This window comes from Flavobacterium hankyongi (assembly GCF_036840915.1).
GTDB lineage: Bacteria > Bacteroidota > Bacteroidia > Flavobacteriales > Flavobacteriaceae > Flavobacterium > Flavobacterium hankyongi.
In genome coordinates this window covers 2,797,003-2,819,680 of sequence record NZ_CP085725.1, presented here as the reverse complement: position 1 = coordinate 2,819,680, position 22,678 = coordinate 2,797,003, and the positions used below count along the sequence as shown (strand labels likewise).

The window sequence follows — 22,678 nt, the reverse complement described above, 5'->3', positions numbered from 1 at the left end:
TTATTTAATTGTTATCTCATCAATAAAAATAAACGCATCTCCTCCTGCTCCTTGGTGCCACTCGGGCAGTTTACCAAAGTTTTTTGCAATCACTTTTACGTATCTGGCAGAAGTTACTTTTTTATTACTGTCGAATGATTTTAAAATGTTCTTGTCAATTTTAGGATCTACATCATTATTTATTTTATCAACCAATTCAAAGTTTACATTATCATTAGAAACATAAAACTCTACTTGGGTTGGCATTAAAATCCATGAGCGCTGATCTTGCAAGAAATTGGCACTGATAATATTAACAGGTGAACTAGTTTGTCTATCGATGACACATTCAAAATCCTGACTTTGATACCCTTGCCAGTCCCCTTTGCGCCAATTTTCAGAACCAAAAATTCCGTCCAACAAACCTTCTGCACCACCAGCATGGTATTGTGGATTGTATTTTGATTTGATGTTGATGGTGTAGTTGTTTGGTTTTTTGAAGAACTCAGCAGAAATAGTATCGCTTGGTACATACCAAAAATTTGGACCACACATATTAGAATATTTATAATCTGTGTAGGTGTAAATTTTTGTGGATTTTGTTATTACAATTGGCTCTTTATATTCTTTATAAGTTCCTTTCTTCCTAAATGAATAATAAATTTTATCATAATTACAAGCTGTCGTTATTTTAATATTTAATTTATCTTTGAATGATTTTCCATCGCTATCAATTACTGGCAAAGTATGTAAAGTATAATACATATTTTGTTTGTAAGATGAAGCTTCAATATATTTTGATCCCAACATTATAAAATCTGCAAAAAGACCCTTTTCAGATATATCATTTAGCTCGAAAAATTTATCAAATTGATTTTTTATCATAACATTTTTAAATATTGGTTTAACAAGATTTATTGTTGTTTCACCTGGTGTAACAGAGTAAATCCCTATGCTGCTTAGTACATACCAAGCACTCATTTGCCCACAATCTTCGTTACCAATTAATCCATCAGGAGTGTTTTTATAAAACTCATTTAAGATGTAATGTACCTTTTCTTTCGTCTTTTCTGGCTTACCTACATAATTATACAAATACGCCATATGATGACTTGGTTCGTTCCCGTGTGCATATTGTCCAATTAAACCAGTAACATCCACTTGTTCGCGACCTGTGGTTTTGCTTTCACCATTAAACATTTCATCCAACTTGGCCTCAAACTTTTGTGGCCCTCCATATGCTTCTATCATTCCTGGAATGTCTTGTAGCACAAAAAAAGAGTACTGCCATGAATTCCCTTCTGTAAAATTATTATTGACTTCACGAGGATCGAAAGGCTTATCCCAACCTCCGTTTTTCTTTGGTCGCATAAATCCTGTTTCCCAGTCAAAAATATTTTTCCAGCTTTGAGAACGTTTCATGAAATATTCATAATCTTCTTTTTTGTTTAAGATTTTTGCCATTTGGGCAATGCACCAATCGTCATAAGCATATTCAACCGTTTTAGAAACACTTTCGTGTTCATCATCCATCGAAATAAATCCATTTTTCTTGTACGCCTCTAAACCTAAATGGTCTAGCATGGCCGAATGTTTTGACGCCTCAAAAGCTTTTTCATAATCGAAACCTTTGATTCCTTTTACCATAGCATCAGCAATCACGGAAACGGAATGATAGCCAATCATACAATCTGTTTCGTTTGAAGCTAATTCCCAAACGGGTAATCTTCCTCCTTGCTCGTATTGTTTAATAAAAGTATTTACATAATCTGATGTTCTTTTTTTATCAATTAATGTATATAGTGGATGTGCTGCACGAAACGTATCCCATAATGAAAAGACCGAGTAATAATCGAAAGTATCTGCTACATGAATTTTATTATCACGTCCACGGTATTTACCATCTATATCTTCTGCAATATTGGGTTGCATCATGGTGTGATACAATGCTGTGTAAAAAACGGCCAACTTATCTTTATCTGAAGAAGCTACTTGAATTTTAGACAACTCTTTATTCCATGTTGCTTCAGCATCTTTCTTTACTTTCTCAAAATCCCAATGCTTGATTTCAGACATGTTCAATTTTGCTCCATCATAACCTGTTGGCGAAAGCGCTACTTTTACTAATATTTTTTCTCCTTTTTTTACATTTTTTGAAGCTTTTATAGCCACTTTGGTTCCTGAAAAGTATTTCGCTTCATTCCTCTCATTTCCGTAACCCAATACTTTCACTGACACATTAAATTCGATTCGTGCATATATATACTGGTCTTTAGCCCAAGCTTCACTTCTGCGGAAAATCTCAATCGTTTTATCATCGATCACTTTTACTTCCCCATAAAGCAATTTATCTCGGTGATTTAAATCTATTACAATATCTGCTTCCCCAGCATTATTAAAAGTATACTCATGAAAACCAACACGAGTTGAGGAAGTTAATCGAACATCAATATTATTTCTATCTAACTTTACACTATAAAATCCAGCAGATGCTTTTTCGTTGTCATGAGAAAATGATGAAGCATATTGTTCTTTTTCCAAAAGAATTTTCCCCATTGAAGGCATTAACATAACATCACCATAGTCTGAACAACCAGTTCCATTCAAATGGGTATGTGAAAATCCATAGATAATTTTATCAGAATAATGATAACCCGAACAACCGTCCCAACTACCATCCACCCGAGTATCAGGTGATAATTGAATCATACCATAAGGCAAAGTGGCTCCTGGAAAAGTATGCCCGTGTCCATCGGTCCCTATAAATGGATTAACATGTTTTGTGAAATCCTGCGAAAAAACAAATTGTGAAAAGAAAAGAATTAAAAAATAAAACTTAGTTGAGTTCATTAGTGGTTGTTTTTTCAAAGATAAAAAAACGCATTCAAATCAATGAATGCGTTTTTTATTAAAATAGATAGTTAAATTTTTACCGTCGAAGGATCAATCCAATTGACATCTGCCTTTTTAAAATATTCTTTTATAATAGGCACTGCTGTTTGTACTTTGGAATGTACATCATGAAATAGCAAAATTCCCTTTCGCCACAAAAGCATCAAAGTAATTTGTCTATCTGCTACTTGTCTTGCTGTAATGTCTTTATTCCAGTCCTGAGAATCCATATTCCACAACACTACTTTAGATTGATGATTGTTTAAATAATCAATCAAAATTTTATTTCGTTGTCCGTATGGTGGACGGAAGTAAACCATCGCTTTCGATTTCATATTCGATTTGATTATATTTTGAGTATAATCAATTGAATTTTGCCAATCTAAAAATTTTTGATGTGATTTATGAATCTTACCATGTGATGCCACTAAATTTTGCCCATATAACATCTCTAAAGATTTAGATGATGTCGCTTCTAATCGTTGATTAAAATTATCTCCTAAAACAAAAAAGATTCCTTTAAGATTATTTTCATTAAGTACCTTAACAAGTTTATCTGTATTTCCGTTTTGAGGAGTTGGACCGTCATCAAAAGTCAATAAAAAATGCTTTTGCTCAAAATTATCACCAGTAACTTCAGTTTCATCTAAGATTGTAATTTCACTAGTAATTCTAGGATTTAAGGAAGCTAAACGATACAATTCAAACAAATAATCTTGATAAAAAACTTTTGAAGAATTGTACCAGTTTTTTAATTCTGAAGGAATCTTTTTATCCAACTGCAATGCTATCATTGAATTCCAATCTATATTTTTTTTAATCGAAATATATTTGGGCAATGATTCATCCAACAAAGCATGAAAATTATCAAGCAAGAGTTTTTTGGTCCTTGCTTCCCATTCTTTCACCGATTTTTCACTAACATTCTTAACTCCAATTTTAAGAGATAATTCTGAAGTACTTAAACTCATGTAGTCATTGAAAGTTTCAGTAAAAACCAGCATTTCCATTTTTGAGGCTACATCAAAATCTACTTTTGAATTAATTGAATAAGGCCAAACGGAACGGTCAATTTTTGCCACATTTATTTGCCCGAAAGAATGAGTTACAACAAACAGTAAGAATAAAGCTTTTAGTCTTTCCATTATTATGATCTCGCTTTTGCTGACATTCTTGCAATACCTTTATCGTAAGCAGGGTTTTGGTTATGCTGTTTCGCTAACTTAAAGTTGTTTAACGCATCATTCCATTGTCCTTTTTGCTCATATATTCTAGCAATATTATAATATGAACTTGCTTTAACTACATTGGCTTTGGCTCCTTCTGCTAAATCGATTGCTTTTCTGTTTGCCCATAAAGCTTCTGCTTCTCTTCCTAATTTTTGAAAAGATAAACCAAGGTTACTATATGCTTGACCATTTCTAGGATTTTCTTCGATTGCATCTTGATAAAAAGAAACCGACTCTTCTAAATTTCCTGAATGGTAACTTCTCTCCCCTGCTTTATTTAAACTAATAGATTCTTGGATACTTGCTGCATCTACTACATGATTGCTAGCATCATATCTATAATCTCTTAAAATTGATCTAACTCCTTCCCATGAAGTAGCATTTTTAAAATCACCGACATCAACTAAATTACCGTTCTCATCAATTACAAAAGGAATCCAAACTGTTCCTGTTTTCCCAAATTGTGGAATGTAAGTTCTTATTAATGTATTACCAATATAAACATAGACTTTCGCATTGCTTATTTTAGATAAGTTTGCATTGTTGTTATTGTCTTTATTTGAAAAATTATGTACCGCATACACATATTTTTTCCCTTCAATTTTTTTTGTTATTGTAATTGTTTCCGGCCCATAACTATCCGTATCATCCACATCTAAATTTGCTTGAGAAGCATCTTTTTGGTAATAACACACATAACCTCCTTGATAAGAAAGATGTGAATCTAAATCTGATGGCTCGCTACCCCAGCTCAACACAATACGCATACCATCCAACTCCTCCATTACAGGGCTTATTGCATATGTTAATCCTCCACAAGGACATTTAGAAACCAATGTTGAATACCCTTCTTTTTTGATGATAATGGTCAAATCTGTTTCATCTTGATATTCTGCTGGAATTTGTACTTTTCCCCTTTGATCTGAATATAAAGGAATAGATTTTTCCCCGTTTTTCTGAAAGATAACCTGAGCACCAGGAATTACTTTATCTTTAACAACTGCACTTAATACTAAAATTTCTTTTGAAGATTGGGCATAAAATGCCTGAGTAAGCGTAAAAAGTAAAAACGCTACAACGTATTTTTTTAATGACATATTTTAATTTTAATAATTTTCTCACAAATATAATTTTTTACTCACATAAAAAACGCATTCAAATCACTGAATGCGTTTTTTTAAAATAAATATATTATTGATTTTTTTAGCTTTTAACTTTCCATTCCTCAAAGAATGCTTTTACTTTATCTTTACCATAGCCTTTCCCTTCTTCTAAAGAGCCTGTTTCTTGTACATGGATTAATTTCCCTTTTTTATTTAAAACCATAAAAATTGGATACCCTTGTTTATCGCCTGGATTACCATACTTTGTAAAGAATTTTTCGTTTTTGTTTTTAGGTGACCAATTCAGATGATAATAGATATAATTGTTATCGACTACACTTTTTAATTCATCGGTTTTTTGAATAAAATCGTTTAAACGCAAACACCAAACACACCAGTTACCACCAACTTGAATCATTATGTTTTTATTTTCTGCTTTTGCTTGAATTAAAAGTTCTTTCACTTTAGCATCAGCATCTTCCATTTCTTGATAAGGTTTAGGTAATGTGGCCTTCTCTGCTTCAATTTGTTTCTTCTTTTCTGCCTTTTCTTCATCTGTTTGAGAAAAACCAATTGCCGTTACCAATAATAAGCAAGCTAAATATATCTTTTTCATCTGTTATGTCTTTATGTTAAGTTAACAAAAATCAAGCCATAAAAAAAGCGTCCGAAGACGCTTTTAATTATTTTACTAAACTTGCTTTTAAGTATTCTCTATTCATACGAGCAATGTTTTCTAAAGAAATTCCCTTAGGACATTCAATTTCACATGCACCAGTATTTGTACAGTTACCAAATCCTTCTTCATCCATCTGGCGAACCATATTTAAAACACGGTCGGTAGCTTCTACTTTACCTTGAGGTAACAAAGCATATTGTGAAACTTTTGCTCCAACAAATAACATTGCCGAACCGTTTTTACATGTTGCCACACAAGCACCACAACCAATACAAGCTGCAGCTTCAAATGCTTTATCAGCATCTGCTTTAGGAACAGGAATAGTGTTAGCATCGATAGTGTTGCCCGAAGTATTTACAGATACGAAACCACCTGCCTGTTGAATTCTGTCAAAAGCACTTCTATCAACAACTAAATCTTTAATTACAGGGAAAGCTTTACTTCTCCATGGCTCAACAAAGATTGTATCACCATCATTGAACATACGCATGTGTAACTGACAAGTTGTAATTCCTGTATCTGGACCGTGTGCACGACCATTAATATACATAGAACACATACCACAAATCCCTTCACGACAATCGTGGTCAAAAGCGATAGGTTCTTTCTTTTCTGCAACCAATTGTTCATTTAATTGGTCCATCATTTCTAAGAATGAACTATCTGTAGATACATCATTTAATGAGTAATCTACCATTTGTCCTTTGTCAGAAGCTTTTTTCTGACGCCAAACTTTTAATTTTATATTGATATTCTTTTTAGATGCCATAATCTTATTGTTTTAAGTCAACAACTATTATTTGTAGTTACGAGCTGCGATTTTGATAAACTCGTATTTCAACTCTTCTTTGTGTAATACTTCTTTGTTGATGTCTTCACCTTGATATTCCCAAGCTCCAACAAATGAGAAGTTTTCGTCATCACGTAATGTTTCTCCTTCAGCATCTTGGTGCTCTTCACGGAAGTGACCTCCACAAGATTCTTCGCGTTGTAAAGCATCCATTGCCATCAATTGACCTAACTCCATAAAGTCAGCTACACGAATAGCTTTCTCTAGTTCAGGATTCATTTCATCAGCAGAACCAGGAACAAAAACATCTTTATAGAATTCTTTACGTAAAGCATCAATTTCAGCAATAGCTTCAGTTAAACCTTGAGCATTTCTTCCCATACCTACTTTATTCCACATGATGTTTCCTAAAGCCTTGTGGAAATGATCTACTGACTTGTTACCATTGTTATTAAGGAAGAAATTGATTTGATCTTGTACTCTTTTTTCTGCTTCAGCAAATTCTGGAGAATCTGTAGAAATTTTACCAGTACGAATTTCATCAGCTAAATAGTTAGAAACTGTGTAAGGTAATACGAAATAACCATCTGCTAAACCTTGCATTAATGCAGAAGCTCCTAAACGGTTAGCTCCGTGATCAGAGAAGTTAGCCTCTCCAGCAACGAAACATCCAGGAATTGTTGACTGCAAGTTATAATCAACCCATACACCACCCATTGTATAGTGAACTGCTGGGTAAATTTTCATTGGTGTTTCGTATGGATTTTCGTCAGTAATTTTTTGGTACATGGTAAATAAGTTACCATATTTTTCTTCTAACCACTGTTTCCCTAAAGCAGTAACTTCAGCATCTGAAGGATTATGATTTCCTTTAGCATAAGCAGCTTGCTTTCCTTTTGCAATAATTTCAGAAGAGAAATCAAGGTAAACCCCTTCATTAGTATCATTTGCTTCGATACCATAACCTGCATCACAACGCTCTTTTGCTGCACGAGAAGCAACATCACGTGGTACTAAGTTACCAAAAGCAGGATATCTTCTCTCTAAATAATAATCTCTATCTTCTTCAGCAATTTGTGTTGGTTTCAATTTACCAGCACGGATTGCTTCTGCGTCTTCTTTTTTCTTTGGTACCCAAATACGTCCTGAGTTACGTAACGATTCAGACATCAATGTTAATTTTGACTGATTTGTTCCGTGAACTGGAATACATGTTGGGTGAATTTGTACATAACAAGGATTAGCGAATAGAGCTCCTTGCTTGTGGATTTTCCATCCTGCTGTTACATTAGAACCCATTGCATTTGTTGATAAGAAATAAACATTTCCGTATCCACCTGAAGCAATGATTACAGCATGAGCTGAATGACGTTGAATTTCACCTGTAACTAAATCACGAGCAATAATTCCGCGAGCTTTACCATCAACTTTAACGATATCTAACATCTCGTGACGGTTGTACATTTTTACACGTCCTAAACCAATTTGGCGAGACAAAGCTGAATAAGCTCCTAATAATAATTGTTGTCCTGTTTGACCAGCAGCATAAAATGTACGTTGTACTTGTGTTCCACCAAAAGAACGGTTATCTAACATTCCACCATATTCACGTGCAAAAGGAACCCCTTGCGCCACACATTGGTCAATGATATTTCCTGAAACTTCCGCTAAACGATGAACGTTTGCTTCACGAGCACGGTAGTCACCACCTTTGATAGTATCATAGAATAAACGGTAAACTGAGTCGCCATCATTTTGGTAATTTTTTGCAGCATTTACACCACCTTGTGCCGCAATTGAGTGCGCACGACGTGGAGAATCTTGAAAACAAAATGCTTTTACATTATAGCCCATTTCTCCTAAAGAAGCAGCAGCCGAAGCTCCAGCTAATCCAGTACCAACAACAATTACGTCAATTTTTGGACGGTTATTTGGTGCAACAAGTTTTAAATGATTTTTATGATTAGTCCATTTCTCTGAAATAGAACCTTCTGGTATTTTAGAATCTAACTTCATAATATATCTGATGTTGATTATTTTGTAAAGTGGATGAAAAGAGGAATAATTGCAAATAATAAAGGTACTATAATCGCAAATCCTGTTCCTAACATTTTAATTGCTGGTGTGAATTTATTATTAACTCCCAATGACTGAAATGCACTTTGGAAACCATGAAGTAAATGGAATGCCAAAACAACCATAGAAAGCACATATAAAATTGTAAATACCAAACCATATTGTGGCTCTCTAAAGAAATCGAAAGTGATTTTATGTAGGTCTTTATACGCTTCTTTTACTTTTACGTTTGCATTAGCCTCATAGATTTCAGTTCTATTTTTAACCACATAAGTAGGATCGTTAACAGGAACATATCCACCATCTGTAGTAAGGTAAAAATCCTGATTCATTCCTGGCTGGACTGCAATTGTCATTTTTTGCAATGGCATTTTTTCATCAAAATGCATTCTAGCCCAAAAACTTACCATATGAGTTACAATGAATACTAAAATTACAGTTCCCAACACCGCCATATTCCTTGAAGCAAAACTACTGTTCACTTGAGGCTTATTCATTGCGTAAGCCACTGGACGAGCTGCTTTGTTTTGAAAAGCAAGCATAATCCCGTCGATTGCATGAAAGATAATAGAGATGTAAGTTAAGTAAGAAAGAATTTTTACTGCTGGATTTGTAGTCATGAACAAAGCATACTTATTAAATTTTAAAGCTGCTTCTGGTGAATTCCCAGCTAATAACTGAAGATTTCCCAATAAATGTCCCGTCAAAAACAAGCATAAAAATAAACCTGTAAGAGCCATCCAGTATTTTTTTGCTAAAGATGACTTTAAAAGCGCAGATTTTGCCATAGTATTGATTTGATTTTTTAATTTAAAAAAGTTGTAACAAAAGTAAAGGAATTTGAATGTAAACACAACCTTTTTCTCCTAATTTATAATGAATTTAAAATACGTATTAAAAACAAAAAAGCATCCAAAATTTCTCTTGAATGCTTCATAATTATTTTTTCAAATTATTCTAATCATAACTAGGAATCAATCCTCTTAACCCCATATCTACAACATTTTCGCCTATAGAAGGTTCATACTTACCGTCTGCTGTAACTTCTGTCCATTCAAAACTTTTATTTATGGAAAGCGAAAGTGTAACAACAATATCTTTTGTCTCATTACCGGTAATCACCAAATTATTTCCAAACTTCCCAGTTACTACACAAGAATTTGCCGGTATTGGTGATGTTGAATTAATTGGATTTGGTACTGTAGTTGCTCCAACTGGTGTTTGCCCAGAAGTTGAATAGTTAAATCCTTGTAATCCAAAAGCCCAAAAACCTTGATCATTATTGGCGTTAACATTATAAGTGTACCCTCCAGAAGTAAATGAAGAAATATATGTTATCTTACCAACAAAACTTGCCAAGGTTCCATTATGCTCTATTCCAGAGCTTAGAACTTTAATATTATAATCTTGATATGAAAGTGAACATCTAGCCCACTCATAACTTCCAGGAGTAATATTCTTAAGAGGGATTGATAAAAATACTTCTCCCTCTCCAACAATTTTTGCCTTACTAAAATCGAAAGCAGTTGCGCCTCCAATTGCAGTTTCTTGACCATGATACAAAATTGTTCCTTGCCCTATTTGTGTTGTTGCATTAGGTGCAAATTCTAAATAATGTGAACTGATTTTATTGAACACAGGCGTTTGAGCTGCGTGTCCTACTGGAATTGTCGATGGCTGACCAACATTATCCAATCTAGCTTGATTAGGATCGAACTTGAATTTCACAATCAATTGAGGCTCATCTTGAACTAATTCTTTATCATCTTTATCATCACAAGAAATAAACATTACACTCAAAAGAGCTAATCCTAAAATCGACTTTAATTTCATAACGCTTTTGTTTAGAGTTGATAGATTTAAAAACGAAAATAGGTGAAAAAAAGTATTATCCCAATTAAATGCTAATTTTACAGAATAGTTAATAACTTTTAGCTTCAAAACCCTAAATTTGAAATTCATTATTAATAAATTCATTTCATTATGAAATACCATCAAATAGACCGCAATTTATTTATTAAAAACAGAGCAAAATTTACAGCACAAATGAAATCCAACAGTGTAGCTGTATTTAACTCAAACGATATTTACCCCGTTTCTGCTGATAGTACTTTACCCTTTGCACAGCACCGCGACATATTTTATTTAAGTGGCGTTGACCAAGAAGAAAGTATTTTATTATTATTCCCTGATGCTCCTTATGAACACTTAAAAGAAATTTTATTTTTAAGAGAAACTAATGAACATATTGCTGTTTGGGAAGGCGAAAAGCTAACAAAAGAACGTGCATTTGAAGTTTCAGGAATTAAAACTGTAATCTGGCTACAAGATTTCCACAAAACATTAAAGGAAATTATGGCTTACGCTGATACAATGTACATTAATACTAATGAACATTATCGTGCCACAATTGAAACTGAAACGCGTGAAGCAAGATTTGTAAAGTGGTGGAAAGAAAATTATCCTGCTCACAAAGTAGAAAAATCGAATCCAATTTTACAACGCTTACGTTCAATTAAAGAAAGCGAAGAACTTGACTTGATTCAAAATGCTTGCAATATCACCGAAAAAGGAATCCGCCGACTTTTATCTTTCGTTAAACCCAATGTAATGGAGTACGAAATTGAGGCAGAACTTGCTCACGAATTTTTACGCAACCGTTCAAAAGGATTTGCTTACACTCCTATCATCGCTTCAGGAAAGAATGCTAACGTATTACATTACATAGAAAACAACCAACAATGTAAAGCAGGTGATTTATTGTTACTTGATGTTGGTGCCGAATATGCAAATTATTCAAGTGACTTAACCAGAACCATTCCAGTTTCAGGAAAATTTACAGATAGACAACGTGCTGTTTACAACGCCGTTTTAAATGTTAAAAATGAAGCAACTAAAATGTTAGTTCCTGGAACACTTTGGAAACAATATCATATTGAAGTAGGTAAAGTTATGACCTCTGAATTGTTAGGACTAGGATTAATTGACAAAGCCGATGTGCAAAACGAAAATCCAGATTGGCCAGCTTACAAAAAATATTTCATGCATGGCACTTCTCACCACTTAGGTTTAGACACACATGATTACGGATTATTACACGAACCAATGCAATCTAATATGGTATTCACGGTTGAACCAGGAATTTACATTCCAGCAGAAGGATTCGGAATTCGTTTAGAGGATGATGTGATAATTCAGGAAAAAGGAGAGCCGTTCAACTTAATGCGTAATATTCCTATTGAAGCTGATGAAATTGAGAGTTTGATGAATTCATAATTTTAAACAAAAGAATAAAGATTAAAAAACACTTCATAATGAGGTGTTTTTTTATAAATTTATTTTCCTAAAAATCAGCCATGAAATACTTCCTACTCTTATTATTATATTCTTTAACTGCATATTCTCAAAAATTGAATTTAGAAACAGCATTAAAGTTAAGCAAAATGCCCTTGCATTGTATCGCTTCAGAATTCCCTAACAAAACCTCTCATTTAGCAGATGGGGAAAAAGATGCTAAAATGTTGCCTCACGAATTACATCCTGTTTTTTATGGCTGTTTAGATTGGCATAGCAGCGTCCACGGTCATTGGATGTTAGTTAAGCTACTAAAAGATTTTCCTAAAATTGGAAATAAAGAAGAAATAATTAAAATCTTAGAAAATTCATTTCAAAAAGATAAGATGGTACTGGAAGCGGAATATTTTGGGAAATATACTGCTTCAAAAGGATTTGAAAGAACTTATGGTTGGGCATGGCTATTAAAATTAGATGAAGAACTTTATACATGGGATTCTGATTTGGGAAGAAAATGGCATGAGTCACTTCAGCCTTTAACACAAAAAATTACAACCATCTGGAAAGAGTTTTTACCCAAACAGACTTATCCAAACAGAACAGGAGTTCATCCAAACACTGCTTTTGGATTATGCTTTGCTTATGATTGGGCAAAAACAAGAAAAGAAGTTGAGTTTTTAAATTTAATTATCAAAAAAAGTAAAGATTTTTATTTAACAAACAAAGAGATTCCCGCTCATCTAGAACCGGACGGGAGCGATTTTTTTTCACCTAGTTTACAGTCAGCCGATTTAATGACTCGCATATTGTCGCCAGAAGAATTTGAAAAATGGTTCAAAAAATTTTACACTAAAAAAGGGTTTGAAAGAATCTGTCAAGCACCCACTGTTAGTGACCGAAATGACTACCAGATTGTTCATTTAGACGGACTTTCATTTAGTAGAGCTTGGAACAGAAAAACATTGCCAAAAACCTTCCTAAAAACAATCCTGTTAAGAAAAGATTTGAGACAACTGCTCAAGAGTTCATCAATAAATCCTTAAATGTTTTATTTAATAGTGGATATGGAGGTGAACATTGGTTAGCATCATTTGCTATTTTTGCACTTTCAATAAAATAATTTGTGAATACAATTAATTATAAAAATATCAATGTAGCTTATTCTACAAAAGGGAAAGGCACAGCTCTTGTTTTACTTCATGGTTTTTTAGAAAATTCGACAATGTGGAATTTCTACATTAATGATTTTGCTAAAAACCACCAAGTAATTACTATCGATTTACTTGGACATGGCCAGACCGAAAACATGAGTTATATGCACACCATGGAGGATATGGCTGATGCAGTTCATGCTGTCCTTTATGAATTAAATATTTCTGAAGCAATATTTGTAGGCCATTCGATGGGTGGTTATGTTTCTCTAGCTTTTGCCGAATTATATTCTGACATGGTAAAAGGAATTGTTTTACTCAATTCTACATCAAAAGAAGACAGTAACGAACGTAAATTAAACCGAATGCGTGCCATTAAAGCCGTAAAGCAAAATCCCTCTGTTTTTATAGGCATGTCGATTGCTAATTTATTTTGTGAAGAGAACCGCGAAAAGTTAGCTGATGAGATTGAAGCTGTAAAGCAAGAAGCTCTAAAAACTCCTTTACAGGGCATCATTTCTGCATTAGAAGGAATGAAGGCAAGAAAGGACAGGGAGTTTATTTTACACCAAGCTACTTTTCCTATTCTTTTAATTTTGGGCAAAAAAGATCCTGTATTAAACTATGAAGATAACATTTCTCAAATTGAAGGTACTTCTGTCGAGCTAGTTAACTTACCTGATGGCCATATGAGTCATATTGAAAATCAAGATATTTTAGAAGCTATTTTATTGGATTTCTTTAAAAAAATTTAAACGTTCTCTTTGAAATCAATTTCAGGATTCAAAATCTCCAAAATTAGTTCTATAAGTTCCTTTTTAAAGTCTTCTAATGTGTCAGAAGTTATTTTCGAATCAAGTTCTCTTCCTTCTTTAATCCCAAAAGGCATAAAACCTGATTTCATATTTTTAAAAGACACAATTCCTACTTCAACTTCAAGATCTTTAGCTTTCTCTTCAAACATAAAAGCATAACATAAAAGCTGAATAATTTTATCGTTTTTTATATCTGTGGTAAGTCCAGTCCAGTCTTTTAATTGAAGACTTCTCGCTTCTACTTTCCCAGTTTTATAATCTATGATTCTTAATTTAGCATTTCGAATTTCAATTCGATCAACATTACCAGCAATTTTTACAGGATATGGTAATCGAGCGTCATCCAAATATCTTTCAAGTGAAACTTCTAAACCAAGAATTTTTACAGCGTCACCGTTTTCAATTGTCTTTTTTTCATCGTTTAAAAAATTATAAATATTACGTTTAGCAACTTCAAAAGCTAGTAGATTTTTACCTTTTTTTATCTCTCCTTCCTTATAAACTTCTTTAAATTGTTTTTCAATTTCATTATTTGCCGAAGCAATCATTTGGTCAATTATATTAACTGATAAAAATTGGTTTAAATAAGGCTTATATAATTCTTCTAAAGCACCATGAATGATTGTTCCTAAAGTGTTTAGAGCAATATTCTCCTCAACTTCCTCAACTTCTCTTATCGATAATACTCTTTGAAAATAAAATTGAATAGGATTACGAATATAAGTTGTTAAAGCTGATGGAGAAAAACCTTTTTCAGTTGCAATTTGTTTGAGACGCTGTAAAACCAATTCCGTTTTACCAATCTCCATACTTTGATAGGCAATATTAGGAATAAATGGCTGAATTATTCGATGTGAAATAGTATGACTGTTTCTTTTCTCAACTTCCAATTGTGTAATAAATCTACTTTTTTCTCCTCCATCTAAACCTTCATTTTCTGTATTGTATAGTAAATAAATATTTTTTGCTCTAAGTAATAAATGGTAAAAATGATATGAATAAATAGCATCTTTTTCTTTAAATGTAGGCAATCCAATTTCTCGTTTTATATCATACGGGATAAACGAATTATTAGACTTCCCCGAAGGGAATTTGCCTTCATTCATTGACGTAATTATAACGGTTTCAAAATCTAAAACACGACTTTCTAAAACCCCCATAACTTGTAAACCTAACAGTGGTTCTCCTTCAAAAGACACTTCACTTAAATCAACAACTTGTTTATAGAGACTTTGAAGTATTTCAACTGAGTTCACATAACTATTCTTCGAGCAGTATGACATCAATTGATTTATTGTTTTGAAAATAGAATAAAGAAAAGTTTTAACCAGTTTATCTTCTTCTTTTTCATGATTAAGCTCATCTTTAATCAACAATAATAATTCTTTTATGTTTTGAAGAATTTCGAGAGGTTTTTCATCCCATTTCTTAAAGATTATATTAAAAAAAATGTTTCTATCTTCCTTAAGGCTTGTTACCCTATTATGTGTTATGAATGTGTAGTTATTCTTTTTAATCAGGTTAATTAAATCTGATGCATTAACATAAGTCTCAATGATTGGATTTGAGAGAAGTTCCAAAACATCTTTATAATAAAAAAGATAACTTTCAGAATTTCTTTTTAATGCATGACTATGCATTTTAAACAATTTAGCAACTAGAATTTGTACTGGATTATTTTTACTTGAATAACCCATAGTAATATTTAAACTCCCAACAGTTGAAGGCAAAGAATGCAGAACTGGAATCAATAAATTTTCATCACCAAGGACTAAAGCTACTTTACTTAAATTATCTATAGAAAGATCGGCGGATTTTTCTTCTATAATTTGTGATACAATTTTTGCCTGACCAATTGATTTTGAAGTACCAATTATCTCAATGTTTTTCTCTTTAGAAAATTCATTAACTATCCACTGAAACTGATTTGTATTATAATAGTTCCATTGGTCTTTAAATCTTCTTGCGAATAGGCCAGCATCATGATGTGTATCCCTCAGAAAGACCTCATCAATATCCCAAAGAATTTCTGCTTTATTTTGGGAAATCAAATGTTGAATTATTTTTTCCTCAGCTTGATTTAATGCGTTGAATCCAGCAAAAACAACTTTATTTTCTTTCATCATAGACGAAAATACCTCAATATTTTTCACAGCTTCCCTATAAATAAGCCCTTGATATCCTATTTTTTTTCTAGAAGATGATTGTAAAATTTGCTGTAATAATTTGGCAAGCAATCCCAAAACTCAAGTTGCTTGTCTATAATTTCGGTAGTATTATTTGGAGATAAATCCCATCTTTTAAGAACTTCAATATCCTTTAGATAAGAGAAAACATAATCAGGATTTATAAGATAACGATCAATTTCATTAAAATCTTGCAATAGCGTTTTTGCCCAATTTGCAAATTGTTCAAAATCTTGTCTTTTATCTGATACTGTAAGAGATGAATAAACTTCAAAAAACTCAAACAATAACTCAACGTTATCGATGTTTCTTACTCCAGAAATTTCTTGAACAAAATCTTCAACACTTACTATTTTTGGAGCAAAAAAGTAATCTTTCAAATGCTTTTTAAAAGATTCCAATAAAAATATTTTGGCTCTTTTATTAGGTAAAACAATAATGATATCTGAAAAAGAATATTGCCTTTCATTGACAATATAATTGGCTAGTTTATCTAAAAAGGAAGCTTGAGTCATTTTATAAAAATAAAAAAACGCTCCGACTAATCGGAGCGTTTTAAAGAATTTATTTCTTAAGAAATTATTTTACTAATTTCACTTCAACTCTTCTATTTTGAGCTTTACCAGCTTTAGTTTTGTTAGAAGCGATTGGTTTAGACTCACCAAAACCAGCAGAAGATAATCTTGAAGCTTCAATACCGTTTTCTACTAAGTAAGTAACAACAGCAGCAGCTCTAATTTCTGATAATTTTTGGTTAGCAGTATCTTTACCATCTGAATCTGTGTGACCTTCGATAGAGAAGTTAGAAGATGGGTACTCTTTTAAGATAGCAACCATAGCTTGTAACACAGGGAAAGTTCTTTGTTGGAAAGTAGCTTTATTAGTATCAAATAAGATAGTTTTAGCGTAGTCGTTTAATTTTTTCATTACGTCTTCGCTCACTTCAGGACAACCATTATTAGCTACAGTACCTTTAACATCTGGACATTTGTCATCTTTGTCAAGAACTGAGTCACCATCAGTATCTGGCCATGGACAACCACCGTTATCTCTAGGACCTGCTACAGTAGGACATTTATCATTTTTGTCTGCAACACCGTCACCGTCAGCATCAGGACAACCTTGTAAGTTAGCTAAACCAGCAACTTCAGGACAAGCATCATCTTTATCAGCAATACCATCACCATCAGTGTCAGGACAACCGTTTAATTCTTTTGGACCAGCTACCTCAGGACAACCGTCTTCTTTATCTTGAATACCGTCACCGTCTGTATCAGGACAACCTTGGAATTCTTTCAAACCTTTAACATCTGGACAAGCATCATCTTTATCGTAGATACCGTCATTATCTGTATCTTTACCTCCGAATTGAAAAGTAAGACCAGCCATGTGTTGGAATACTGAAGGAACATCTAACGAACCATCCGTATTATTTCTATCAGTAAATGCTTTTTTATAAGTTGAGCTTAATGATAAACCTACTTGCTCAGTAAACCAAAATGTTAAACCAGCTCCAGCATTAGCATTCCCTGCTGATTGCTTATCTAACCAAGTATAACCTCCACCAATATGAACTGAAGGATCAAACCATTTGATTCCGATTAAGTTTTTTAAGCTGTACGCCACTTTAGCATCAGCACCGTAGTACATTAAATCACCAGGATTAAATGTCTCTACAGAGTTTGCAGAAGGACCAACCCAGTTAACCCATTTAGAAATTTTGTTAACTGACCCAGTAACACCTACTGAGAAATTTCCACCAACATTTCTTGAAACAGTTAAATAAGAAACTGAAGGAATAATGTTCCAGTTTTCTTTAACATTAAAAAATTGTGAAAAGTGGTCTTTAATATTTGCATCTTTCACACCCGCACTAGTTCTAGTGTCTACTGCATTAGCTCCGAAAGATATTGCCCACGGATTATCACTGCTTTGTGCGTTAGCACTCAAACCAGCTACCATCAACATGGAAACAAAAAGTTTGTTAAGATGTTTCATACTTAATTTTATTTGATTACAATACGTTATTGTGACAAAAGTAAGAGGTAAATAATTAATTACAAAATGAATTGTTAAAAAAAAGGCTAAAATTGATAAAAAAATCAATTTTTTATAATATTTAGGCTCTTTCCAACCTCTATAAAAGCCTCTATAGCTTTATCTAAATGCTCTTTTGAATGTCCCGCTGAAAGCTGAACTCTAATTCTTGCTTTGTCTTTTGGAACTACTGGAAAGAAAAATCCAATTACATAAATCCCTTTCTTTAGAAGCTCATCAGCCATAATTTGAGAAAGCTTTGCATCATATAACATTACAGGAACTATAGCTGAATCTCCATCAATTATATCAAATCCAGCCTTTTTCATACCATCTTTAAAATAATTAGTATTCCATTCTAATTTATCTCGCAATGTTGTGTCTTTTTCCAACAATTCGAAAACTTTTAAAGACGCTCCAACAATTGAAGGTGCCAAAGAGTTAGAAAACAAATACGGACGTGATCTTTGACGTAAAATCTCAATAATTTCTTTTTTAGCAGTTGTATAACCACCCATTGCACCTCCCAAAGCTTTTCCTAAAGTCCCTGTAATAATATCTACTCGACCCATAACATTTTTAGCTTCAAGCGTACCTTTTCCTGTTGCTCCAATGAATCCAGCAGCGTGACATTCATCGACCATCACCATTGCGTCGTACTTATCAGCTAAATCACAAATTTTATCCAATGGCGCGACTAAACCATCCATAGAAAAAACACCATCTGTCACAATTAACTTGAAACGATGACCTGCTTCAGTAGCTTTTTTAAGTTGTTCCTCTAAGTCAGCCATATTATTATTTTCATAACGATAACGTGCCGCTTTACACAAACGAACTCCATCAATTATAGAAGCATGATTTAAACTGTCCGAAATAATACAATCTTCTTCACCTAATAAAGGTTCGAATACTCCACCATTTGCATCAAATGCTGCGGCGTACAAAATAGTATCTTCTGTTCCATAGAACTTTGCAATGGTTTCTTCTAATTTTTTATGAATATCTTGTGTTCCGCAAATAAAACGAACAGAAGACATTCCAAATCCATGAGTATCCAAAGCGTCCTTTGCAGCTTGAACAACTTCGGGGTGAGATGACAATCCTAAATAATTATTGGCACAAAAATTTAAAACCGTTTCTCCATTAACGACAATCTCTGCGCCTTGAGGTGAAGTGATAATACGTTCTTTTTTATATAATCCATTTTCCTGAATAGCATTCAGTTCATTTTGTAAGTGTTGTTTAATTTTTCCGTACATACTATTATGAGTTTGTTTTGAATTTTTACAAATGTACCACTTCTATTTTTTCTCCTATATATACAAGAGCTTTTTTACTGACTTGGTATCCCATTTCTTTGAGTACGTTTTCGTACTCTGTTATTTGAGTCACATATTTTTGATTATGTACTCCCGTCTTATAGTCCAACAAATAAGCTGTATTTTCTCTAATTACAATTCTGTCTGGAATTATTGTTGACGCATCACTTCTTAAAATACTGACTTCGTTCAACACTCTTCCTCCTTCTGTAAAAAAGTCTGAAAGGCTTGCATGATTTACAATTTTCGAAAGACTATTAAAAACCAACTCTTTTTGATCTTCTGAAATCAAACCATTTTCTACAGCTTTTAAAATAGCCAGATCAACATCGTTATTTGTTTCAACGAAAGACAACACTTTATGCATAACGTTACCAAATTCGATTGCTTCCTGTTGATGTGTCCCCCACATAAGCGCTTCACGCTGTGCGATTTTTATCGACTCTGGTTTTATAATCGATTCATTATTTTTAATAAACTCCTGCGTTTCTTCTCTTGGTTTGGGCAGAGAAATTCTTTCAGAATTACCAAAATCATATCCTATTTTTTCTGAATTGAAATTGCTATTTAATTCTAAGAACTCAATAAAATATGAAGCAAGGTTATTGGGTAATTCTCCTTTTTTATTCCTTTCTTTTACAGACGAAATTATATGTAATTGTTCTTCGGCTCTTGTTAAAGCCACATATAAGACATTAATATTGTCTAATAATTTTTCCTGTTCTTTTTGATTATAGGTTTCAACAGCTACTTCTCCATAACGTAAAACATTACTCGATTTGTCGACTAAAAATTTATCAAACTCTATTTCCTCATTTGCATCTATCCAAAGCTTTTCTCCTTTATTTGCACTGTAACTTTCTTCGGCAAAAGGAAAAATAACCACAGGGAATTCTAGCCCTTTCGATTTATGAATAGTCATGATTCTTATTGCGTCTGAATTTTCATTAGCAGGAACACTAAATTTAGAACCGCTTTTATTCCAAAAATCAAGAAAATCACCAATACTCATTTGATACTTTACATCTCTTTCCAAAACAATATCTAGAAAAAACTGAACGTAAGCATTGTTATTTTCAGGCAAAATCCCTTTATAAATTAAGGTTTCAACAACTTCAAAAAGCGATTTCTTTTTAATAGCTTGAAAATTTAACTCAATTCCAAAAGAATTTAACCACGACTGAAGTTCGTCTTGTTTTTCGAATGAAATTCCTTTAACTATAAAATCATGAGGTTGAGCTGTTTTGATTCTATTTTTAGAAAAATAATACAAGACTTGAGCTAGCGACTCTTTATCTTTTACATCATTAAGATAACCTAGCATATGAAGTAAATACTGCACTTCGCTTGAAGATTGTATCAATAAACTTTCTGATGATATTACTTGAACATTATTTTCAGTCAAATAATTTGCCAATAACACTCCGTGTTTATTATTCCGCACCAACAAAACAATTTCATTCAAAGAAAAACCTTGTCGCTTTACACCATGAATGGTTTCAAGTGTTTTTTGAAGATATAAATCATCAGTAGTCAGTTCTTCTGATTCATCAACCTCATCACTATTTTCAACAGAAGGTAAAAAAGAAATATTTACAAAACCTCCTTTCTTGTCATTACTGAGTTGAAAACTTTTTTCTAAATAAAGCTTCTTATAATCTTCATTTTCGAATTTATGAGATAGAAATTTAAAAAAATCGTTATTAAAATTAATAACCTCATCATAACTTCTATAGTTACGCTCAAGGTCAAAAATCTTTTTATCCTTATTACTAAATGGATTTTCGTCCTTTGTTAAGTTAATAAACTGTTCAGCTTTTCCTCCACGCCATCTGTAAATAGATTGTTTAGGATCTCCAACAATGAGCAAAGAACCTTTTACGCCTTGCAAGTCTTCACTCGACAACGCATTATCTATCAACGGAATTAAATTCTCCCATTGCATTTGTGAAGTATCCTGAAATTCATCTATAAAGAAGTGCTTGTATCGTTCACCCAAACGTTCATAAATGAATGGAGCAGGTTGCTTTTTAATTTGGTCATAAATAAGCTTATTAAATTCGGCTATTGACAAAATGTTTTGCTCTTCTTGAATGTCCTTCAACTTATTGTTAATGGTATTCAACAAGGAAAGCGGTGTAATATTTTTTAAGAAAGCTTCATAAAAAGACTTCTTTTCAAACTTTTGATAAATTATTTTAAGTTGAGACAGCATTTCAGGAATTAAAGACTCAATAATTTCTTTGTCTTTTGCCCCTTTGTTTATTTGAATATCATCAAACTCATGAAAAGTTTTATTGTTTGGATTAAATCTACTTTCACTAATACTTTGCAAGTGATTTGGAAATGTAGCTCTAGAAAAAGATTTTAAATCAATCCCTCTTTTATTAATTAACTCTAAAAGATCAGTTGCCAAACCTTTGGTCTCATCATCAAGTTGCTTACAAAATTCATTTAGTTTAAATTTTAGCCTTATGAAATCAGGAATAGTTTTTTCTTGTAATGAAAGGACTTCTTCTCTATAATTTTCATTAAGCACTAATTTCCCTGCATTAAATATTTCTCCAGAAACATCCCAAGATTTATTATCATCTGTTTTTTCCATGGTAAAATCCACAAGAAGCTTTGTTAAAACCTCATCATTCCCAGCTTCAGCAATAATTGCATCAACAGCTTCTTGTAATAGATTTTCAGTATCCAGTGAAACATCAAAAGTGATTGGCAAATCTAAATCTAAAGCAAACGAGCGAATAACTTTGTGCGTAAATTTATCTATGGTCGAAATATCGAAAGCTGCATAATTGTGAATGATATTCTTGATGATTGATTTAGCCTTAGTAGTGATTTCAACTAAATTAAGACCTGTATCTCTAGACAAGTCTTGCATTAAAGACAAGGCTTTCAAGGAAGGCTGATCTTTTGTAAAATCATACAAACTATCAACAATTCGACTTTTCATTTCTTGAACAGCCTTATTTGTAAAAGTTATGGCCAAGATACTTTTATAGGCGTCATCTTTAGGAGAAGTCAACACAATTTTAAGGTATTCCTTAACCAAAGTATAGGTTTTACCTGAACCCGCCGATGCGTTGTATATGGAAAATGCAAGTTTGTTCACTTGGCGC

General features: G+C 32.9%; 15 protein-coding genes and 1 pseudogene. 3 read left to right on the top strand and 13 right to left on the bottom strand.

Annotated features, from left to right (window positions below; genetic code table 11):
- The 8 genes from LJY17_RS12850 to LJY17_RS12815 form a co-directional block, all read right to left on the bottom strand.
- Complete coding sequence (locus LJY17_RS12850) at positions 1–2,829, bottom strand: GH92 family glycosyl hydrolase (RefSeq protein ID WP_264544220.1); 2,829 nt, start codon at positions 2,827–2,829, stop codon at positions 1–3.
- Positions 2,830–2,900: 71 nt separating this feature from the next.
- A complete protein-coding gene (locus tag LJY17_RS12845; RefSeq protein ID WP_264544219.1) occupies positions 2,901–4,016 on the bottom strand; it encodes a polysaccharide deacetylase family protein in 1,116 nt (371 codons plus the stop codon).
- 2 nt (positions 4,017–4,018) lie between these two features.
- Entirely contained in the window at positions 4,019–5,197 is a 1,179-nt protein-coding gene (locus LJY17_RS12840) for a tetratricopeptide repeat protein (RefSeq protein ID WP_264544218.1), read from the bottom strand.
- Positions 5,198–5,303: 106 nt separating this feature from the next.
- The gene (locus tag LJY17_RS12835) at positions 5,304–5,819 is read right to left on the bottom strand and encodes a thioredoxin family protein (RefSeq protein WP_264544217.1); all 516 of its coding nucleotides are present in this window, start codon (positions 5,817–5,819) and stop codon (positions 5,304–5,306) included.
- A 67-nt stretch (positions 5,820–5,886) separates the two neighbouring features.
- Entirely contained in the window at positions 5,887–6,651 is a 765-nt protein-coding gene (locus LJY17_RS12830; protein WP_264544216.1) for a succinate dehydrogenase/fumarate reductase iron-sulfur subunit, read from the bottom strand.
- A 27-nt stretch (positions 6,652–6,678) separates the two neighbouring features.
- Positions 6,679–8,688, bottom strand: a complete 2,010-nt coding sequence (locus LJY17_RS12825) for a fumarate reductase/succinate dehydrogenase flavoprotein subunit (RefSeq protein ID WP_264544215.1) — start codon at positions 8,686–8,688, stop codon at positions 6,679–6,681.
- A 17-nt stretch (positions 8,689–8,705) separates the two neighbouring features.
- A complete protein-coding gene (locus LJY17_RS12820) occupies positions 8,706–9,536 on the bottom strand; it encodes a succinate dehydrogenase cytochrome b subunit (protein WP_264544214.1) in 831 nt (276 codons plus the stop codon).
- A 169-nt stretch (positions 9,537–9,705) separates the two neighbouring features.
- Positions 9,706–10,581 (bottom strand): hypothetical protein, encoded by an 876-nt coding sequence (locus LJY17_RS12815; RefSeq protein WP_264544213.1) that lies wholly within the window; start codon positions 10,579–10,581, stop codon positions 9,706–9,708.
- Positions 10,582–10,731: 150 nt separating this feature from the next.
- On the opposite strand from LJY17_RS12815, the gene LJY17_RS12810 reads away from it, so the two are divergent.
- The 3 genes and pseudogenes from LJY17_RS12810 (at position 10,732) to LJY17_RS12795 (ending at position 13,948) form a co-directional block, all read left to right on the top strand.
- Positions 10,732–12,024: an aminopeptidase P family protein gene (locus LJY17_RS12810; protein WP_264544212.1), complete on the top strand. Its 1,293-nt coding sequence runs from the start codon at positions 10,732–10,734 to the stop codon at positions 12,022–12,024.
- Positions 12,025–12,104: 80 nt separating this feature from the next.
- A pseudogene (locus LJY17_RS12805) lies at positions 12,105–13,162 on the top strand (DUF2891 domain-containing protein).
- A gap of 3 nt (positions 13,163–13,165) precedes the next feature.
- Entirely contained in the window at positions 13,166–13,948 is a 783-nt protein-coding gene (locus LJY17_RS12795) for an alpha/beta fold hydrolase (RefSeq protein ID WP_264544210.1), read from the top strand.
- Here the strand turns inward: LJY17_RS12795 and LJY17_RS12790 are convergent.
- The 5 genes from LJY17_RS12790 to LJY17_RS12770 all read right to left on the bottom strand — a co-directional run bounded on the left by LJY17_RS12790 (position 13,945) and on the right by LJY17_RS12770 (position 22,671).
- On the bottom strand, positions 13,945–16,161 hold the full coding sequence (locus LJY17_RS12790; protein WP_319800129.1) for a PD-(D/E)XK nuclease family protein: 2,217 nt from the start codon (positions 16,159–16,161) through the stop codon (positions 13,945–13,947). The two genes, LJY17_RS12795 and LJY17_RS12790, sit on opposite strands and share 4 nt — an antisense overlap.
- 29 nt (positions 16,162–16,190) lie before the next feature.
- Positions 16,191–16,709, bottom strand: a complete 519-nt coding sequence (locus LJY17_RS12785; RefSeq protein WP_319800128.1) for a hypothetical protein — start codon at positions 16,707–16,709, stop codon at positions 16,191–16,193.
- 64 nt (positions 16,710–16,773) lie between these two features.
- Positions 16,774–18,192 (bottom strand): OmpA family protein, encoded by a 1,419-nt coding sequence (locus LJY17_RS12780; protein ID WP_264544209.1) that lies wholly within the window; start codon positions 18,190–18,192, stop codon positions 16,774–16,776.
- 104 nt (positions 18,193–18,296) lie between these two features.
- Positions 18,297–19,493 (bottom strand): glycine C-acetyltransferase, encoded by a 1,197-nt coding sequence (kbl, locus tag LJY17_RS12775; RefSeq protein WP_264544208.1) that lies wholly within the window; start codon positions 19,491–19,493, stop codon positions 18,297–18,299.
- A 25-nt stretch (positions 19,494–19,518) separates the two neighbouring features.
- On the bottom strand, positions 19,519–22,671 hold the full coding sequence (locus tag LJY17_RS12770; protein WP_264544207.1) for a UvrD-helicase domain-containing protein: 3,153 nt from the start codon (positions 22,669–22,671) through the stop codon (positions 19,519–19,521).
- Positions 22,672–22,678 lie beyond the last annotated feature (7 nt).